The 14,895-nt window shown below is 74.3% G+C and carries 14 protein-coding genes, 1 tRNA gene and 1 riboswitch; of the genes, 9 read left to right on the top strand and 6 right to left on the bottom strand.

The window, feature by feature from the left end; all coding sequences use genetic code 11:
• Positions 1-43 precede the first annotated feature (43 nt).
• Both NLX94_RS00565 and NLX94_RS00560 read left to right on the top strand, forming a co-directional pair.
• The gene (locus NLX94_RS00565; RefSeq protein ID WP_254380508.1) at positions 44-688 is read left to right on the top strand and encodes a bifunctional 4-hydroxy-2-oxoglutarate aldolase/2-dehydro-3-deoxy-phosphogluconate aldolase; all 645 of its coding nucleotides are present in this window, start codon (positions 44-46) and stop codon (positions 686-688) included.
• Positions 685-1,692: a sugar kinase gene (locus NLX94_RS00560; protein WP_254380506.1), complete on the top strand. Its 1,008-nt coding sequence runs from the start codon at positions 685-687 to the stop codon at positions 1,690-1,692. Before NLX94_RS00565 ends, NLX94_RS00560 begins: the two co-directional genes overlap by 4 nt.
• A gap of 123 nt (positions 1,693-1,815) precedes the next feature.
• Here NLX94_RS00560 and NLX94_RS00555 read toward each other — a convergent pair whose 3' ends face one another.
• From NLX94_RS00555 to NLX94_RS00535, 5 genes are all read right to left on the bottom strand, one after another.
• Complete coding sequence (locus tag NLX94_RS00555) at positions 1,816-2,700, bottom strand: aldo/keto reductase (protein WP_254380504.1); 885 nt, start codon at positions 2,698-2,700, stop codon at positions 1,816-1,818.
• A complete protein-coding gene (locus tag NLX94_RS00550) occupies positions 2,697-3,914 on the bottom strand; it encodes a serpin family protein (protein WP_254380503.1) in 1,218 nt (405 codons plus the stop codon). The genes NLX94_RS00555 and NLX94_RS00550 overlap by 4 nt, the downstream gene beginning before the upstream one ends.
• Positions 3,915-3,957: 43 nt before the next feature.
• Complete coding sequence (locus tag NLX94_RS00545) at positions 3,958-5,226, bottom strand: serpin family protein (protein ID WP_254380502.1); 1,269 nt, start codon at positions 5,224-5,226, stop codon at positions 3,958-3,960.
• Between the two features lie 81 nt (positions 5,227-5,307).
• On the bottom strand, positions 5,308-6,657 hold the full coding sequence (locus NLX94_RS00540) for a glycoside hydrolase family 18 protein (protein WP_254380501.1): 1,350 nt from the start codon (positions 6,655-6,657) through the stop codon (positions 5,308-5,310).
• 135 nt (positions 6,658-6,792) lie between these two features.
• The gene (locus NLX94_RS00535) at positions 6,793-7,407 is read right to left on the bottom strand and encodes a DUF4352 domain-containing protein (protein WP_254380500.1); all 615 of its coding nucleotides are present in this window, start codon (positions 7,405-7,407) and stop codon (positions 6,793-6,795) included.
• 186 nt (positions 7,408-7,593) lie between these two features.
• On the opposite strand from NLX94_RS00535, the gene NLX94_RS00530 reads away from it, so the two are divergent.
• The 7 genes from NLX94_RS00530 (at position 7,594) to NLX94_RS00500 (ending at position 13,180) form a co-directional block, all read left to right on the top strand.
• Positions 7,594-8,328: an ankyrin repeat domain-containing protein gene (locus NLX94_RS00530; RefSeq protein ID WP_254380499.1), complete on the top strand. Its 735-nt coding sequence runs from the start codon at positions 7,594-7,596 to the stop codon at positions 8,326-8,328.
• A 54-nt stretch (positions 8,329-8,382) separates the two neighbouring features.
• A tRNA-Trp gene (locus NLX94_RS00525) sits at positions 8,383-8,458 on the top strand.
• A 107-nt stretch (positions 8,459-8,565) separates the two neighbouring features.
• Positions 8,566-9,075: a GNAT family N-acetyltransferase gene (locus tag NLX94_RS00520; RefSeq protein WP_254380498.1), complete on the top strand. Its 510-nt coding sequence runs from the start codon at positions 8,566-8,568 to the stop codon at positions 9,073-9,075.
• 84 nt (positions 9,076-9,159) lie between these two features.
• Entirely contained in the window at positions 9,160-10,116 is a 957-nt protein-coding gene (locus NLX94_RS00515) for a helix-turn-helix domain-containing protein (protein ID WP_254380497.1), read from the top strand.
• 8 nt (positions 10,117-10,124) lie between these two features.
• A riboswitch (cobalamin riboswitch) is annotated at positions 10,125-10,266 on the top strand.
• Positions 10,267-10,302: 36 nt separating this feature from the next.
• Entirely contained in the window at positions 10,303-11,295 is a 993-nt protein-coding gene (locus tag NLX94_RS00510) for an ABC transporter substrate-binding protein (RefSeq protein ID WP_254380496.1), read from the top strand.
• Positions 11,292-12,347, top strand: a complete 1,056-nt coding sequence (locus tag NLX94_RS00505) for an iron ABC transporter permease (RefSeq protein WP_254380495.1) — start codon at positions 11,292-11,294, stop codon at positions 12,345-12,347. The genes NLX94_RS00510 and NLX94_RS00505 overlap by 4 nt, the downstream gene beginning before the upstream one ends.
• Positions 12,344-13,180, top strand: a complete 837-nt coding sequence (locus NLX94_RS00500) for an ABC transporter ATP-binding protein (RefSeq protein WP_254380494.1) — start codon at positions 12,344-12,346, stop codon at positions 13,178-13,180. The genes NLX94_RS00505 and NLX94_RS00500 overlap by 4 nt, the downstream gene beginning before the upstream one ends.
• Positions 13,181-13,247: 67 nt before the next feature.
• Here the strand turns inward: NLX94_RS00500 and NLX94_RS00495 are convergent, their stop codons facing one another.
• Complete coding sequence (locus NLX94_RS00495) at positions 13,248-14,879, bottom strand: N,N-dimethylformamidase beta subunit family domain-containing protein (RefSeq protein WP_254380493.1); 1,632 nt, start codon at positions 14,877-14,879, stop codon at positions 13,248-13,250.
• Positions 14,880-14,895: the final 16 nt, after the last annotated feature.

Genomic DNA, 14,895 nt, shown 5'->3' with positions numbered 1-14,895 from the left:
ACACGATACCAAGTTCCAGTACGTGGAACAAATGGAGGATCCTTTGTCCTGTCACCCGTACGCGGTCATCACCGCGCAGCGCCTGCTGCCGGTCCTGCGCAACGCCGACGCGGACGAGGCCGTCCGCCACACCACCGCCCTGCTCGCCGCCGGCTGCCGCGCCGTCGAACTCACCACCTCCACCCCCGGCTGGGCCGAGGCCGTGGCCCGCACCGTGCCGCTCACCGACGCGCGGGGCAGGACCGCCCTCATCGGAGTCGGCACCGTCACCACCGCGGCGGACGCGCGGACCGCCCTCGACGCGGGCGCCGCCTTCCTCATCTCCCCGTACCCGGCCCCCGAGGTCCGCGAGGTGGCCCGGGAGCGCGGGGCCGTCTTCATCGAAGGCGGCTTCACCCCCGGCGAGATCGCCTCCGCGGTCCGGTCCGGCGGTGCGGCGAAGGTGTTCCCCGCCCACGTGGGAGGACCGGCCTTCGTCCGCTCCCTCAAGGCCGTCCTCCCCGGCGCCGTGATCATCCCGACCGGCGGGATCGCGCCGGACGAGGTCCGCGACTGGCTCGACGCCGGGGCGGCCGCCGTCGGGATAGGCAGCGGCCTGCCGGCCGACCCGGGCGCACTGGCCGCCGTCTTCGCCGACCTCGCCCGGCCCTGCTGCGGCGACTGCGCGGACACGGAGCTCCGGGCGTGACCGGGGCAGCGGCAGGGACGCAGGGGTATGACGTGCTCGTCCTCGGTGAGGTCCTCGTCGAGATCCACGCCGAGACCGCCCTGCGGGACGCCGCCGACGGCACCGCGGCCCGCGTCTCCTTCTCCGGGGACGCCCTCAACGCCGCGGCCGCCGCCGTCGCCGCCGGGGCCCGCACCGCCCTGCTCGCCGTCGTCGGCGAGGACGAGCTGAGCGTCCCGCTGCTGGCCCGCGCCGCCGAGCTCGGCGTGGACGTCTCCCACGTACGCCGCTCCCCGCGCCCGAACGGCGCCTATCTGCTCTGCGCCGACACCGAGGGCGACCGTGAGTTCGTGTACTGGCGCACCGGCAGCGCCGGCTCCACCCTCTCGGTGGAACACGTCGAAGCCTGGCGGGAGTTGCTGACGAGCTCCCGGGCCCTCATCACCAGCGGCATCGCCGGCGCCCTGTCGCCGAGCAGCCGCGAAGCCGTCCTGCTCGCCGCCGAAACCGTGCACGGAGCCGGCGGGCACCTCTCCTACGACCCCAACTTCCGCTCCCGCCTCACCAGTCGGGGCGACGCGCGCACCCTGCTGGCCCGCATCGCCCCGCTGACCGGACTGCTGAAGACCTCCTGCCCGGCCGACGCGCTGGCCATGGTCGACACCGACGACCCCGCTGAGGCCGCCGCACGCTACCGGGCCCTGGGCGCCCGTACCGTCGCCGTCACCGCGGGCGCCGACCGGCTCCTGCTGGACGACGGCACCGAAGCGGCGTACCTCCCCGTCCCCCTCAACCCCGACCCGGTCGACGCGACCGGCGCCGGGGACTGCTTCACCGGCACCGCCACCGCCCGGCTCGCCCTCGGCGACAGCCTCGCGGACTCCGTCGCCTACGCGACGGCCGCCGCCTCCCTCTCCGTGTCCGGCCGCGGCGGCACCGGACGCATCCCCGATTTCACCGAGACGGCCGCCCTGGCGGCCGCCCACCGCGACCAGCTCCCCGGCACAGGAACGGCGAAGACATGAGCACTGTGGACAGCCGGCTTCCCACTCGGCTCCCACGAGCTTCGTGACGGCCACCGCGGCCTACGGTGCTGCGCGCGGGCCCCGGCCGGGCATGCTCCCCGGCCGGGGCCGCCGTACGTCCGGCTACGCGGCTTCGAGCAGGGCCGTCTCCTCGGGCGACAGCCGCAGCGCCCCGGCGGCGACGTTCTCGGCCAGGTGCTCCGGGTTCCCGGTGCCCGGGATGGCCAGCACGTGCGGGCCCCGGCTCAGGGTCCACGCCAGGCGGAGCTGGGCCGGGGACACGCCCCGCTCCCGCGCGAGGCCCGGTACTGCCGGGCCCTCCTCGGCGACCCCGCCGGCCTCCTTGCCCGCGCCCGCGATCGCGTAGAAGGGGACGTAGGCGATGCCCTGCTCGCCGCACGCGTCGAGGAACGCGTGCTCCTCGGCGGGCGAACCGATGCCGTACGGGTTCTGCACGCAGACCACGGGCGCGATGGCCCGGGCCTCAGCGAGGTGGTCCGGCCGTGCGTTGGACACCCCGAGGTGGCGGATCAGGCCGGCCGTGCGCAGCTCGGCGAGGGCCCCGAAGTGCTCGGCGATCGAACCGGTCGTCGCCTGGCGCGGGACGCGCAGGTTGACCACGTCCAAGTGGTCGCGGCCCAGCTGGCGCAGGTTCTCCTCGACCTGCCCGCGCAGCTGCCCGGGCTCGGCCCACCACCACTCGCCGGCGGCGTCACGGCCCGGCCCGACCTTGGTGGAGATGACCAGCTCGTCGGCGTACGGGGCGAGGGCCCGGTTGATGAGCTCGTTCGCGGACCGGGTCGCGGAGAAGTAGAAGGCGGCCGTGTCGATGTGGTTGACCCCCAGCTCGACGGCCCGCCGCAGGACGCCGGTCACCCGGTCCCGGTCGCTGGGGGTGCCGTCGGCGAGGTGCGTGAGGCGCATGGCGCCGAAGCCGATGCGGCGGACCGGGAGGTCGCCGAGGAGCCAGGTGCCGGAGTCGGTCGCGGTGATCTTGTCGGAGGTCATCGGGTGAGGGTATCCGGGTCGGTGACCCAGCCCGCGAACAGCACGAGCCCCGACTCCCGGTCGACGGCCAGGAACCCGAAGGGCCGGTCCACCTCGAACTCGGCCTGCCGGACCCGGTACGACCGCGGCCTCGCGGCCCCGCGCAGCATGCCGACGGCCGTGACCGCCGCGGCCTCGAACCCCTCGGCGTGGAAGCGGGCCACCGCCGACTGGCGGGCGGAGCCGACGGCCAGCGGGACGGAGGAGATGCCGGGGAAGTGGCCCGGGCGGGCGGCCGCGGAGGCGAGCCCGAACAGCCCGGCGTCCTGCAGGAGGTCGTGCTCGGCGCTGACGTCGAAGGCCACCGTGCGGATCCGGACCACGGGTCGGGGGCTCGTCGAGTCCACCGTGCTCAGCGACAGTCCGGGTCCCGCCGCGCCGTCGGGAAGCTCCCCCGCGGCCGAGGAGGCCAGCGCCCCGGTGACCTCGGAGATCCCGGCCGTCAGGACGTCGGCGGGGGCGGCCCCGGGCTCTCCGAGCAGCAGGTGCACGTCCGCGCCGTGGGCGCCGGGCGCGCCCGGCACGGAGAGCAGGGTGACGGGGCCGGAGGGCCCCCGGGCCACCCGGATCCGCTCGGGGAAGGCATGGGTGACGGCAAGCCCGCGCAGGGATCGGCCGTTCCAGGGGCCGTGCGCGGGTCGCACGGACTGCTCGGCGAACGGCTGCTCCCAGGTCAGCTGAAGCGCGAGCGCGGAGGCGAGCACCAGGTCGACGTGCGGCCCGACCTCCACCGGCATCTTCTCGACGAGGCCGTCGGTGTGCTCGCAGGCCCAGGCGTCCAGGGCCTTGCGGTCGGCGTCCCCGTCCCCCGTCAGGACGGACCGGGTCCCGGCCGGGAGCCCGGCCGACCACGCCGACTCCAGCGGGAGGTCCCGCCGCGCCCACACGCCGGTGGCCGCGCGCAGGCCCCGTACGCCGTCCAGCGCGGCCAGGAGTTCCCGGGCGGCTTCCGCCGCCCCGCCGGCGGGTATGCCGAGGGCCTCGGCCAGTTCGGTGCGGGCCGGGCCGTCGGCGCCGTCCGCGAGCAGGGCCAGCAGCGGCCAGACCCCGGCCGCCGTGAACACCGTGCCCTCGGCGGCGCCCGTGGCCGATGCCGTGTCCGCGGCCTGCGCCGACCATCGTGCCGCCCACCGTGCCGTCAGGCGGTTGACCGCCTCCACCGTCGAGTTGTCCATGGAACGGAGCGTACGGGGGAGGGCCGGGCGGAGCGGGAGCGACTCAACCCCGTTCCTCTCCATCCCGTTCCTCGGCATCGAGCTCCGCCCAGGCCGCAGCCTCCTCCGCCTCCTTCGCCGCGTCGTCCAGCTCCTCGGACGGGAGGGCGTCCGCCACCCAGCCCGCGGCGAGCACCAGGCGCGAGGTCCGGTGGACGGCGAGGAAGCCGAAGGGGCGGTGGAAGCCGACCTCGGCCTGCCGGACGCGGTACCTCTCGCGGGGCATCGCGCCGCCGGCGGCAGCCGCGAAGGCCGTCACGGCGGCGGCTTCGAAACCCTCGGAGTGGAAGCGCGCCACGGCCGACTGCCGGGCGGAGCCGACGGCGAGGGGCTCGGCGCTGATGCCCGGGAAGTGGCCGGTGCGGATGTCGCGGGCGGTCTCCAGGCCGAACAGGGCGGCCCGGTCGAGGAGATCGTGCTCCGCCTCCACCTCGAAGGCCACGGTGCGGACGACGAGCCGGTGTTCGCGGTGTTCCGAGCGGACGCTCCGGATCTCCAGTCCCGGCCCCGGGTTCCCCTCGGGCAGCAGGCTCGCGTCCGTCGACGGGATCTCCCGGGTGACGGCCGCGATGCCCGCCCGGAGGGTTCGGCCCGGCGGGGCCTGCGGCTCGCCCAGGACGAGGTGCACGTCCACCCCGCCGTCGCCCACCACCTCCAGCAGGGTCACCGGGCCCCCGGGCGCCCGGGCCACGCGGACCCGGTCGAGGAGGGCCGTACTGCGGACGAGGCCCTGCACTTCCCGACCCGCCCAGGGGCCTTCGCCGATCTCGGTCGGCCAGGCCTCGAAGGGCTGGATCCATCGGGTGCGCAGGGTGAGGGCGGAGGCGAGCACGAAGCGCGTCTCCTCGTCGAGGGGGACCGGCATCTTCTCGACGAGGCCGTCGGTGTGCTCGCAGGCCCAGGCGTCCAGGGCCTTGCGGTCGGTGTCCTCGTCGCCGGTGAGGGTGCCCCGGTTCCCGGCGGGGAGCCCGGCCGACCACGCCTCCTCCAGGAGGACGTCCCGCGCGGCCCAGAAGCCGGTGGCCGCGCGCAGGCCCCGTACGCCGTCCAGGGCGGTCAGCAGCTCCCGGGCAGCCCCGGCAGCCGTGTCGGCGGGTATGCCGAGGGCCTCCTCCAGCTCGGTGCGGGCGGGGCCTGCGGCACCGTCGGCGAGCAGGGCCAGCAGCGGCCACACGCCGGCGGCCGTGAACACCGTGCCCGTTCCGTCCGCCGCCGCGTGCCCGGCCCAGTGGGAGGTGAGCGCGTTGACCGCTCGTACCGTCTGCGTCTTCATGCGGGGGATCGTAAGGGTTGGGGCGCCGCCGGGCCGGGTCGTTCTTCCGCGGCCCGGCGGCGCTGTTCGGGGGCAGGGCCGTCAGTGGCGGCCGCGCAGGCCCTCGTCGACCGCGGTCATCAGCTCGCCGTCGGCCGTGTCCGCGTCCAGGGACCAGAACATCGCGCCGCCGAGGCCCTCTTCGCGGATGTACCGGGTCTTGGCGCGCAGCACCTGCGGGTCGTCGTACGTCCAGAGGGTGGTCCCGTCGAACAGCCAGGCGTGGCCGTTGCGGCGGTCCCGGTGCAGCTTGTACGTTCCGGACGCCTCGAGCGCCTTCAACTCCTTGTAGTCCGCGTACCCGTTGGCCCAGGCGGCCGGCGCCGGCCCGGTCGCGGGCTGGCCCATGCCGTCCCCGCCGCCGCTGACGCCGGTCCAGCCCTGCCCGTAGAACGGCATGCCCATCACGAGCTTGTGCGCGGGCGCGCCGCGCCGCTTCCAGGCGTCCACGGTGCCGTCGACGCTGAAGTCGTTCCTCGCGTACAGCGCGGACTGCTGGGCGGTGGTGGACTCGCCGGAGACGTGGAAGTCATAGCCCTGGAGGGTCACGAAGTCCAGGTCCCGCATGATCCGGCGGACGTCGAAGCCCGCGTCGATCTTGGCGGGGGCGGTCGGGACGAAGGCGGACAGCTCGTACTTCGCCTTGCGCTTCTGGCTGCGGGCGTAGTCGTCGAGCTGCGTGCGGAACTCGCCGACCAGCGCGGTGAAGTTCTTCTTGTCCTCGGGACGGAACTTGGTGTCGGTGTCGCCCGAGGAGCCGGGCCACTCCCAGTCGAGGTCGATCCCGTCGAAGAGACCGGCGGCCGAACCGGCGCCGCCGCGGCTGCCGTCCTGAGGGAGGTTGCCCTTGATGTACAGGTCGATGCAGGAGGAGACGAGGGCCTTGCGCGAGGCCGGGGTGAGCGCGGCGTCCGAGAAGTGGGTGGACCAGCTCCAACCGCCCAGCGAGATGAGCACCTTGAGGTTCGGGTGCTTGGCCTTGAGCTCGCGGAGCTGGTTGAAGTTGCCGGCGAGCGGCTGCACCCAGTCGTCGGCGATGCCGTCCACCGAGTTCTCGGCGTCCAGCGGACGCACGTAGTCGGCCCAGGCGTCGGCCTCACCGGGGATGTTGCCGGTGAAGCACTTGCCGTCCGCGCTGATGTTGCCGAAGGCGTAGTTGATGTGCGTGAGCTTGCTCGCGCTGCCGTTCTTCTCCAGGTCCTGGACCTGGAAGTCCCGTCCGTAGACGCCCCATTGGGTGAAGTAGCCGACCTTCTTGTACGAGCGTCCGTGCCCGGAGCCGCCGTGGCCGGAGCCGTCGTGGGCGGAGCCGTCGTGGGCGGGGGCGAAGGCGGTCAGCAGGGAGAGGGAGCAGGCGGCGACGGCCAGCCTGCCGAGCATGCTGCGGCGCATGGGCTTCCTTTGCGGATGCGGTGAGTGGTGCCGGGGCGCGTGCGCTGTGCATGCGGAAACTATTGGTCTGGACCAGAGCGGGTCAAGGGGGTTGGGCAAGTCGGTACGGACGGGAGGGCGTCGGGCGTCCGGCTCTCAGGGCAGGCTCCACTGGCCGACGTCGTTGGCCAGGCCGCCGTCGAGGGCGAACTGGACCGCGGCGAGCTCCGCGTCCTTCGGCACCCTGAACGCGACCGAGCCGGTCACCGCGGAGCCGGGGCCGAGGGTGACCGTGCCGGCGAAGGCGGCACCGGCCTCCGCGGGAGCGCCCCCGTCGAACCGGCGCCCCTCGGAGTCCAGCAGATGGGTGGAGGCGGCCGGGGAATCCTCGTACACGGCCGTCCCGGTGTTCTCCAGACGCAGCTGTACGGAGACCAGCCGGTCGGCGTCGCCGGGCGCGGGGCCCGGGGTCGGCCCGGGGCCCGGGCCCGCCGGATCGACCACCCGCGTGAGGGTCACGTCGAGCCGCTCGCCGGGGGCGGTCCCGGTGAGGGAGACGGTCTCACCGGACGCGTCGGGGCCGTGGCCGGCGGCGGCCGGGAGGGCGGGGCCGAGGAGCAGCGCGGCGAGGACGGCGAGGACGGCGAGGACAGCGAGGACGGCGGGCGGACGCGACCGGCGTCCGGCGGGGCCCGGCCGGTCCGCGCCCCGCCGGACGGAACCCGAGGTCGAGGCTGAGGCTGAGGCCGCACCGTCCTTCACCCCGTCCACGATCCTCCGCGGAGGACGGCCCCGCGACCCGCGACCCGCGACCTGAGGCCCGCGACCTGAGGCCTGGGGCCCGAGGCCCGAGGCCCGAGGCCCGAGGCCTGCGCCCCGAGGCCTGGGACCCGCGCCTTGGGGCTGTGGCCCGCGTCGTCGGCGGGCCGGCCGGGTGGGGATCGTAGGCTGGGCCGCATGCTCTCCCTCGCGTCGGACGACCCGCTCGCCACCGCCGTCACGGCCGCGATCCGGGGCGGTGACCTCGACGGACTCCGGCGGCTGCTGGCCGCGCACCCCGGGCTGGCAGGGGGCCGGATCGTGAAGCGGGGTGAGGCGGCGGGCGAGCGGAGCCTGCTGCACGTCGCCGTGGACTGGCCCGGGCACTACCCGCGGACCGCGGAGGTGATCCGTACCCTCGTCGAGGCCGGAGCCGATCCGGCGGCCCGCTTCGTCGGCGCGCACCGGGAGACCCCGCTGCACTGGGCCGCGAGCAACGACGACGTCGCCGCGATCGACGCCCTGATCGGGGCCGGGGCCGACATCGAGGCCCCGGGTTCGGTGCTGGGAGGCGGTGCCCCACTGGCCGACGCGACCGGCTTCGGACAGTGGCGGGCGGCCCGCCGGCTCCTCGAACTCGGCGCCCGCCCCACCCTCCAGGACGCGGCCACCCTCGGACTGCTCGCCGCGGTCGAGGAGTCGGTCGCCGCGGGCGCGGATCCCGAGGAGATCACCAGCGCCTTCTGGGGGGCGTGCCACGGGGGCCAACTGTCCACAGCCCAATACCTGTTGTCTCAAGGGGCGGACATCAACTGGATCGGCCACGGCGGCCTGACCCCGCTCGACATCGCCCTGACCAGCGAAGACGGCCCGCTCATCGACTGGCTCGGATCCGCCGGCGCGCGGACCCGGGAGGAAATTCCCCGCGGTTGATCATCGAATTCAGTGGATCTTCGGCGTGCGCCATGACATGGTTGGTCCCACCGAAGGGGTGTAGCTCAGTTGGTAGAGCACCGGTCTCCAAAACCGGTTGTCGTAGGTTCGAGCCCTGCCACCCCTGCCAGGCTTGACCAGGCATTTCACGGACAAGGGACTCCCGGACAACTCTCCGGGAGTCCCTTTTCGCTGTCCCGGGGCCACGAGAGTCCCGGCGGACGTAGCCTTTTCCGGATGACGAAGACCGTGACGTACGTGGAGATGACCGACGCGGGTCAGCTCGTTCCCGGGACTCCGGTTCCAGGCCTCGCACTCGTCGCCCTGGGCGGGGACCTGTCGCTGGTGCCCGACCTGATGGCCAGGATCGGTGCGCCGTACCAGTGGCGCAGTGCGAGCCGTGGCCCGGGAGAGTGGCGGACGTGGTTCGCCGAGCACCAGGACCGGACGTGCCGGCTCCTGTCCTGGGCGGACGAGCCGGTCGGGGTGGTCTGTTACGACCTCCACCCGGGTGCCGACGTCGAGATCAGGACGTTCGGTCTGCTGCCGGAGTTCACCGGGAAGGGGCTCGGCGGTCGTGCGCTGACGCTCGCGATCCAGCAGGGCTGGGCACTGGTGCCGGGCGTGCGCCGCGTATGGCTGCACACATCGACGGCGGACCATCCGAACGCGCTGCCCAACTACCACCGGCGCGGGTTCCGCACCTTCAAGACCGAAGAAGGCGCGCCGGATTCGGCCACGCCCTGATCGAGAAGGGCGTTGCGGTCCGACCCGGCCCGACCCGGGGCGGAGTTGCCGGGGGAAGGCGGGAGGAGCGCCTAGCCTGGGGGGATGAGTGCCAGTGCCGGGCGGGAGCCCCGTGTCGAGCTGCGGGACTTCTTGCGTTCCCGCCGGGCCCGGATCGGTCCTGAGGAGGTGGGGGTCGCCGCTCATCCCGGGAGGCGGCGGGTGCCCGGGCTGCGGCGGGAAGAAGTGGCACAGCTTGCCGGGGTGAGCGTGGACTACTACACCCGGCTGGAGCAGGGCCGGACCCTGCAGGTGTCCGCGGAGGTGCTCGACGCCGTGGCCCGGGCGCTGCGGCTCGACGCCACCGAGCGGGCCCACCTCTTCGACCTGGCCCGGCCGCAGCGCACCCCCGGAGCCGGGCGTGGGGTCGACGCAGCCGGCCCCGTGGGAGCCGGCGGCCCGCAGCTGGTGCGGGCAGGGCTGTACCGGGTGCTCGACGCCCTCGACGAAGGCACCCCGGCGATGATCATGGGGCGTCGGCTCGACGTCCTGGCCGCGAACCGGCTCGCCGAGGCCCTGTACGCCGGCTTCGGTGCCCCCGAGGCGGGCGAGGGGGAGGCCGACGCGCCGGATCGGCCGCGGCGCAACTTCGCGCGGTTCGTGTTTCTCGAGCCCGCCGCCCGTGCGCTCTTCGCCGACTGGGAGAGCGCCGCACGCGCAGCCGTCGCCGCGCTGCGCTTCTATGCGGGCCGGCACCCGTACGATCCCGGTCTGAGCCCGCTCGTCGAGGAACTGGCCGCGCTCGACCGGGACTTCCGGCGCTGGTGGGCCGGCCACGACGTGCTCGAGCACACCCACGGCACCAAGCGCTTCCAGCACCCCGGCGTCGGTCAACTGGCCCTGGAGTACGAGTCCCTGGCCTTCCCGGACGACCCCGACCAGACCCTCTACCTCTACACGGCCGAGCCGGGGTCCTCGTCGGACGCGGCCCTGCGGACCCTCGCCTCCCGGACGGGACGGAGGGGGAGGGCGGCCGGAGCTGCCAGAAGCCCGGCGCGCTGACGCCGCGGGGCTTCTGGCAGACTGGCCGGACCATCCAGGCGGTGCAGGACAGGAAACCGGTGTGAATCCGGTGCGGTCCCGCCACTGTGACCGGACGTCCCCGTGCGGGGACCCGGGAGTCAGACACTGACGCACCGCCTCTTTCGTTTCGACCAGGGGACGCGGATCCCCCGGAGAGGCTCCACCATGCCTTCGTACCGCCGTGCGCTGCTGCGCGCGCTCCTGCCCCTCCCCCTCCTGATGCCGCTGGCCGCGTGCGGGGGATCGCCCACACCCCAGGACGGCAAGGCGGCGGCGGGAGCGGCTCCCGGCTTCCCGTACACGGTCACCAACTGCGGTGTCACCAGCACCTATCAGGCGCCGCCGCAGCGCGCCGTCGCCATGAACCAGCACGCCACCGAGATCCTCCTGGCCCTCGGGCTGGAAGGGCGGACGGTCGGGACGGCCTACCTGGACGACGCCGTCCTGCCTGCCTACCGGCCCGCCTACGACAAGATCAAGGTGCTGGCGAAGGAGTACCCCTCCAAGGAGATCCTCCTCGGCGCCAACCCCGACTTCGTGTACGGGGGTTACTCCAGCGCCTTCGACAAGGCGCAGGGCCGCGACCGCGAGGGGCTCGCGCAGTCCGGCATCAACTCCCGCCTCAGCGTGGAGTACTGCACCGAGGGCAAGGTCGGCCTCGACCAGCTCAGGACCGAGATCACCGAGGTGGCCCGGACCTTCGGCGTGCCCGAGCGCGGCGAGCGGCTCCTCGCGGACGAGCAGCGCCGCATCGAAGCCGTCGGCGCCCGCGTGAAGGACAAGGCCAAGCCCGCCGTCTTCGTCTACGACGCGGGCGAGGACTCCGCCTCCACCTCGGGCGGCAGCGGCATCGGCAACGAGATCGTCTCGCTGGCGGGCGGGACGAACGTGTTCGCCGACCTCGACGACACCTTCGGCGACGTGTCGTGGGAGAAGGTCATCGAGCGCAAGCCCGAGGTCGTCCTCATCTACGACTACGGCGGCACCACCGTCGAGGCCAAGAAGCAGCGCCTGTTGAACGACCCGGCGCTGGCCCAGGTACCCGCGATCAAGAACCAGCGGTTCGTCGTGCTGCCGCTGTCCTCCGCCGTGCTCGGCGTACGCGTCGCAGACGCCGTCGAGTCGCTCGGCGGCCAGCTCCACCCCGACGCCGCGTGAGGCTTCGCGTCGCCCGCGCCTTCACCCGTACCCCGGTCGTACTGGCCCTGCTCACCGCCGCCCTGGCCGCGTCGGCCCTGGCGGGGCTGGCCCTGGGGCCGGTACGGATCCCCCCGGGACAGGTGCTCGACATCGTGCTCGCCGGACCGGGGCCCCGGGCGGGATCGGGCGCCTTCGGGGCGATCGTGTGGGACGTCCGCATGCCGCGCGTCCTGCTCGGGGCCGTCGTGGGCGCGGGACTCGCCGTCGCGGGAACCGTGCTCCAGGCCCTCGTGCGCAATCCGCTCGCCGACCCCTTCCTGCTCGGGGCCTCCTCCGGGGCCTCGGCCGGGGCGGTCGTGGTCATCGTCTTCGGCGCCGGATTCCTCGGCTTCGCGGGCGGAACAGCCGTACCGCTCGCCGCGTTCGCCGGGTCGATGGGCGCACTCGTCGCCGTCTACGCGATGGCCCGGCGCGGCGGGGTCATGACCACCGGCCGGCTGATCCTCGCCGGAGTCGCCGTCCAGTACGTCCTGTCCGCCCTGACCAGCCTCGTCCTGGTCCTGGCCGCGCACCCGGACCAGATCCGCAGCGTGCTGTTCTGGACCCTCGGCGGGCTCGGGGGCGCGCGCTGGAGCGAACTGGCCCTTCCCGCCGGGGCGCTGGTCCTGGGTACCGGACTGCTGGTCGCCCTGGCCAGGCCGCTGGACCTGCTGCTCGCGGGGGAGGAGGGAGCCCAGACCCTCGGCCTGGACACGAGCCGGTTCCGGGCCGCCGTGTTCGTCCTGACCTCGCTCGTCATCGGCGTACTGGTGGCCTACAGCGGGGCGATCGGCTTCGTCGGGCTGATGGTCCCGCACGCCGCCCGGATGGTCGTCGGCGCCGGGCACCGGGCGCTGCTGCCCGTGGCCGCGCTGGGCGGGGCGGTGTTCCTGACCCTGGCCGACCTGATCGCCCGTACCGCCGCGGCGCCGGAGGAGATCCCGGTGGGCGTGGTCACGGCGCTCGTGGGCGGGCCGTTCTTCCTGTGGATGCTGCGCAGGTCCACCCGTACCGAAGGAGTCGTGGGATGACGGCGGGAAGGGAGGGACCGACGGTGGCGAAGGGACCGGCGGAACCGGCGGAACTCGCCGTCGAGGCCGTGCGTTACGAGATCGACGGGCAGCCGCTGCTGCACGGGATCGACCTCACCGCCCGCCCCGGCGAGACGGTCGGAGTCGTCGGCCCCAACGGCAGCGGCAAGACGACGCTGCTGCGCTGTGTCTACGGCACCCTGCGTCCGACCGGCGGGCGCGTCCTGCTGGACGGCGTGGACGCGGCCTCGCTGGGCGTCAAGGACCGCGCCCGGCGGGTGGCGGTGGTGCCCCAGGACGCGGCCGGCACCTTCGGGCTGACCGTGCGCGAGGTGGTGGCCATGGGGCGCAGCCCGCACAAGCGGTTCTGGGAGCAGGACGGACCCGACGACGTACGCCGCGTCGCGCGGGCCCTGGACACCGTGGGCGCGGCCGCCCTCGCGGGCCGCCGGTTCGACGGGCTGTCGGGCGGCGAGCGCCAGCGCGCTCTGGTGGCCCGCGCGCTCGTCCAGGACCCCGGCCTGCTCGCCCTGGACGAACCGACCAACCACCTGGACATCCGCTACCAGCTGGAGGTCCTCGGCCTGGTCCGCGCGCTGCCGGCCACCACCCTGCTGGTCCTGCACGACCTCAACCTGGCGGCGATGTACTGCGACCGCCTGTACGTCCTGGCGGGCGGCCGCGTGGCCGCCTCCGGCACCCCGGCGGAGGTCCTGACGGAAGAGCTGCTGGCCGAGGTCTACGGGGTCCGCACCCGCATCGCCCCCCACCCGACGACCGGCGCGCCGAACATCGTCTACCTTCCGGAGGATGGGGAACGAGCAGGCTGCTGAAGCGGACATCGCCGCGGGCTGGGGCGACCTGGTGTTCGGGTAGGCCCTGGACCGGCTTGGTGGGAGCCTACCCGCCGTACACCGCCTTCACGTTGTCCTGCGCCGGATGCGTCCGTCCCGCCGGGCCGGCCGCGAAGGCGCGGAGCAGGTTCTCCGTCACCCGGGTGGTCAGGGCGCCCGAGCGCGCGTCCAGGCCGTGGTTGGCCTTGCTGCTGCCGTCGCCCGTCGCGTCGAGGGCCTCCACCCAGCGCATCGTCCCCGTCGCGAAGACGGCGGCGCCGCTCGGCGTCGTGTAGTACGCCGTGTCCTGGTGGCTGGGGCGGCCGTCGCAGACCACGGGGGAGTGGGCCAAGATCTCGATCGGGCGCGGGGTCGTGAAACCGGTGTTGACCTTGTCGTACTCCACGCCGACCAGGTGCGGGAAGCTGTCGCCGGCCTTCGCGCCCGTGCCCTCGAAGAGCCAGTGGCCCGGGTGGGTCACGACGTACGGGGCGTCCACCGGGTAGCCGTCGTAGATCACGCCGAGCAGTGAGCTCTCCGGGTCGGCGCCCGGCGGGGAACGGAAGTCGACGGTGGCGGGGTGGCCGCGTTTGAAGCCGGGATCCTGCGCGTAGGAGGACTTGTAGCAGACCACCGTACGGTCCGGTCCGAGGTCGGAGGCCTCCAGCCGGATCCGGCGGTAGCAGCAGTTCGCGCCCAGGATCGCGATGTTGGTGCCCGCGTCCCTGGCCGCCGTGATGTGCGCGCGCTGCTCGGGCGACCAGTACTCGTCGTGCCCGAGGGAGAGGACCGCGGAGGCTCCCTCCAGCAGGCGCTTCTCCCGGGCCACGTCGGTGGTCGTCGTGTACGCCAGGGGGATGCCGAGCCGCTCGGCGAGCGCGAGCAGCGGAGCCTCGTACACGAGGAAGAGGCCCGCGCCGTCGTCGTACTCGTAGGGCCGGTCGAAGGTCACGGCGAGGGAGCGCGAGGCGTACCCGCCGCTCGGACCGTCGTAACTGCCGTAACCGCCCCAGCGGTTGTACGCCTGCCAGGTCGCCACGGCGTTGACCACGACGGTACGCCCGGCCGTGGCGGCGGAGCGCACGGTGACGGGGACGAACCGCTGGCCCTCGCCGCCCTGCGCGTCGAGGCGCAGCAGGTAGCAGCCCTCGGGCCAGTCCTTGGTCTCGACGGTGGTGCTACGGGCCCACCGGGTGCGGACCGTACGGGTCGCGGTGTCCACCGTGTGGTCGGGCTGGCGCACCCCGGGCAGGGCCTCGGAGCGCCAGACCAGGCGGGCCCGGGCGCCGCCGTACCAGCCCATGCGGTAGGCGGAGACGGTGAACCGGGGCGCGGTGGTGGAGACGTGCAGGCCGAAGGACTCGCCGGGCAGCACGCTGACCCGGTCGGCGAAGCCCTCGATGGCGCGGGCGGGGCCGGCCTTGGTGACCTGCCAGTCGGCGTTCCCGGGGCGGGCGTTCTCGGCCCGGACGTCGAAGCCCTGCGGCCCGTCCTTCTTCGCGGGGGAGCCGGACGGCGCCGGGCTCTCCCCGGGCCCCGCCCCGTCCGCCTCCCCGCCGTCCCCGTTCGCGCAGCCGGCCACGGTTCCCAGCCCGGCGGCGGTGGCCGCCACCGTCGCCAGGGCGAGGAACCGCCGCCTGCCCGCGCCTTCGCCGTTCCCGGTCCCGTTCCCGTCCCCGGATATGTGCTCCTGATCCATACAGGGCACGCTATGT

Source organism: Streptomyces sp. TBY4 (genome assembly GCF_024213195.1).
Classification (GTDB): domain Bacteria; phylum Actinomycetota; class Actinomycetes; order Streptomycetales; family Streptomycetaceae; genus Streptomyces.
Note: the sequence above shows the minus strand (reverse complement) of the source record. Positions and strands in the feature narration are given on the sequence as shown.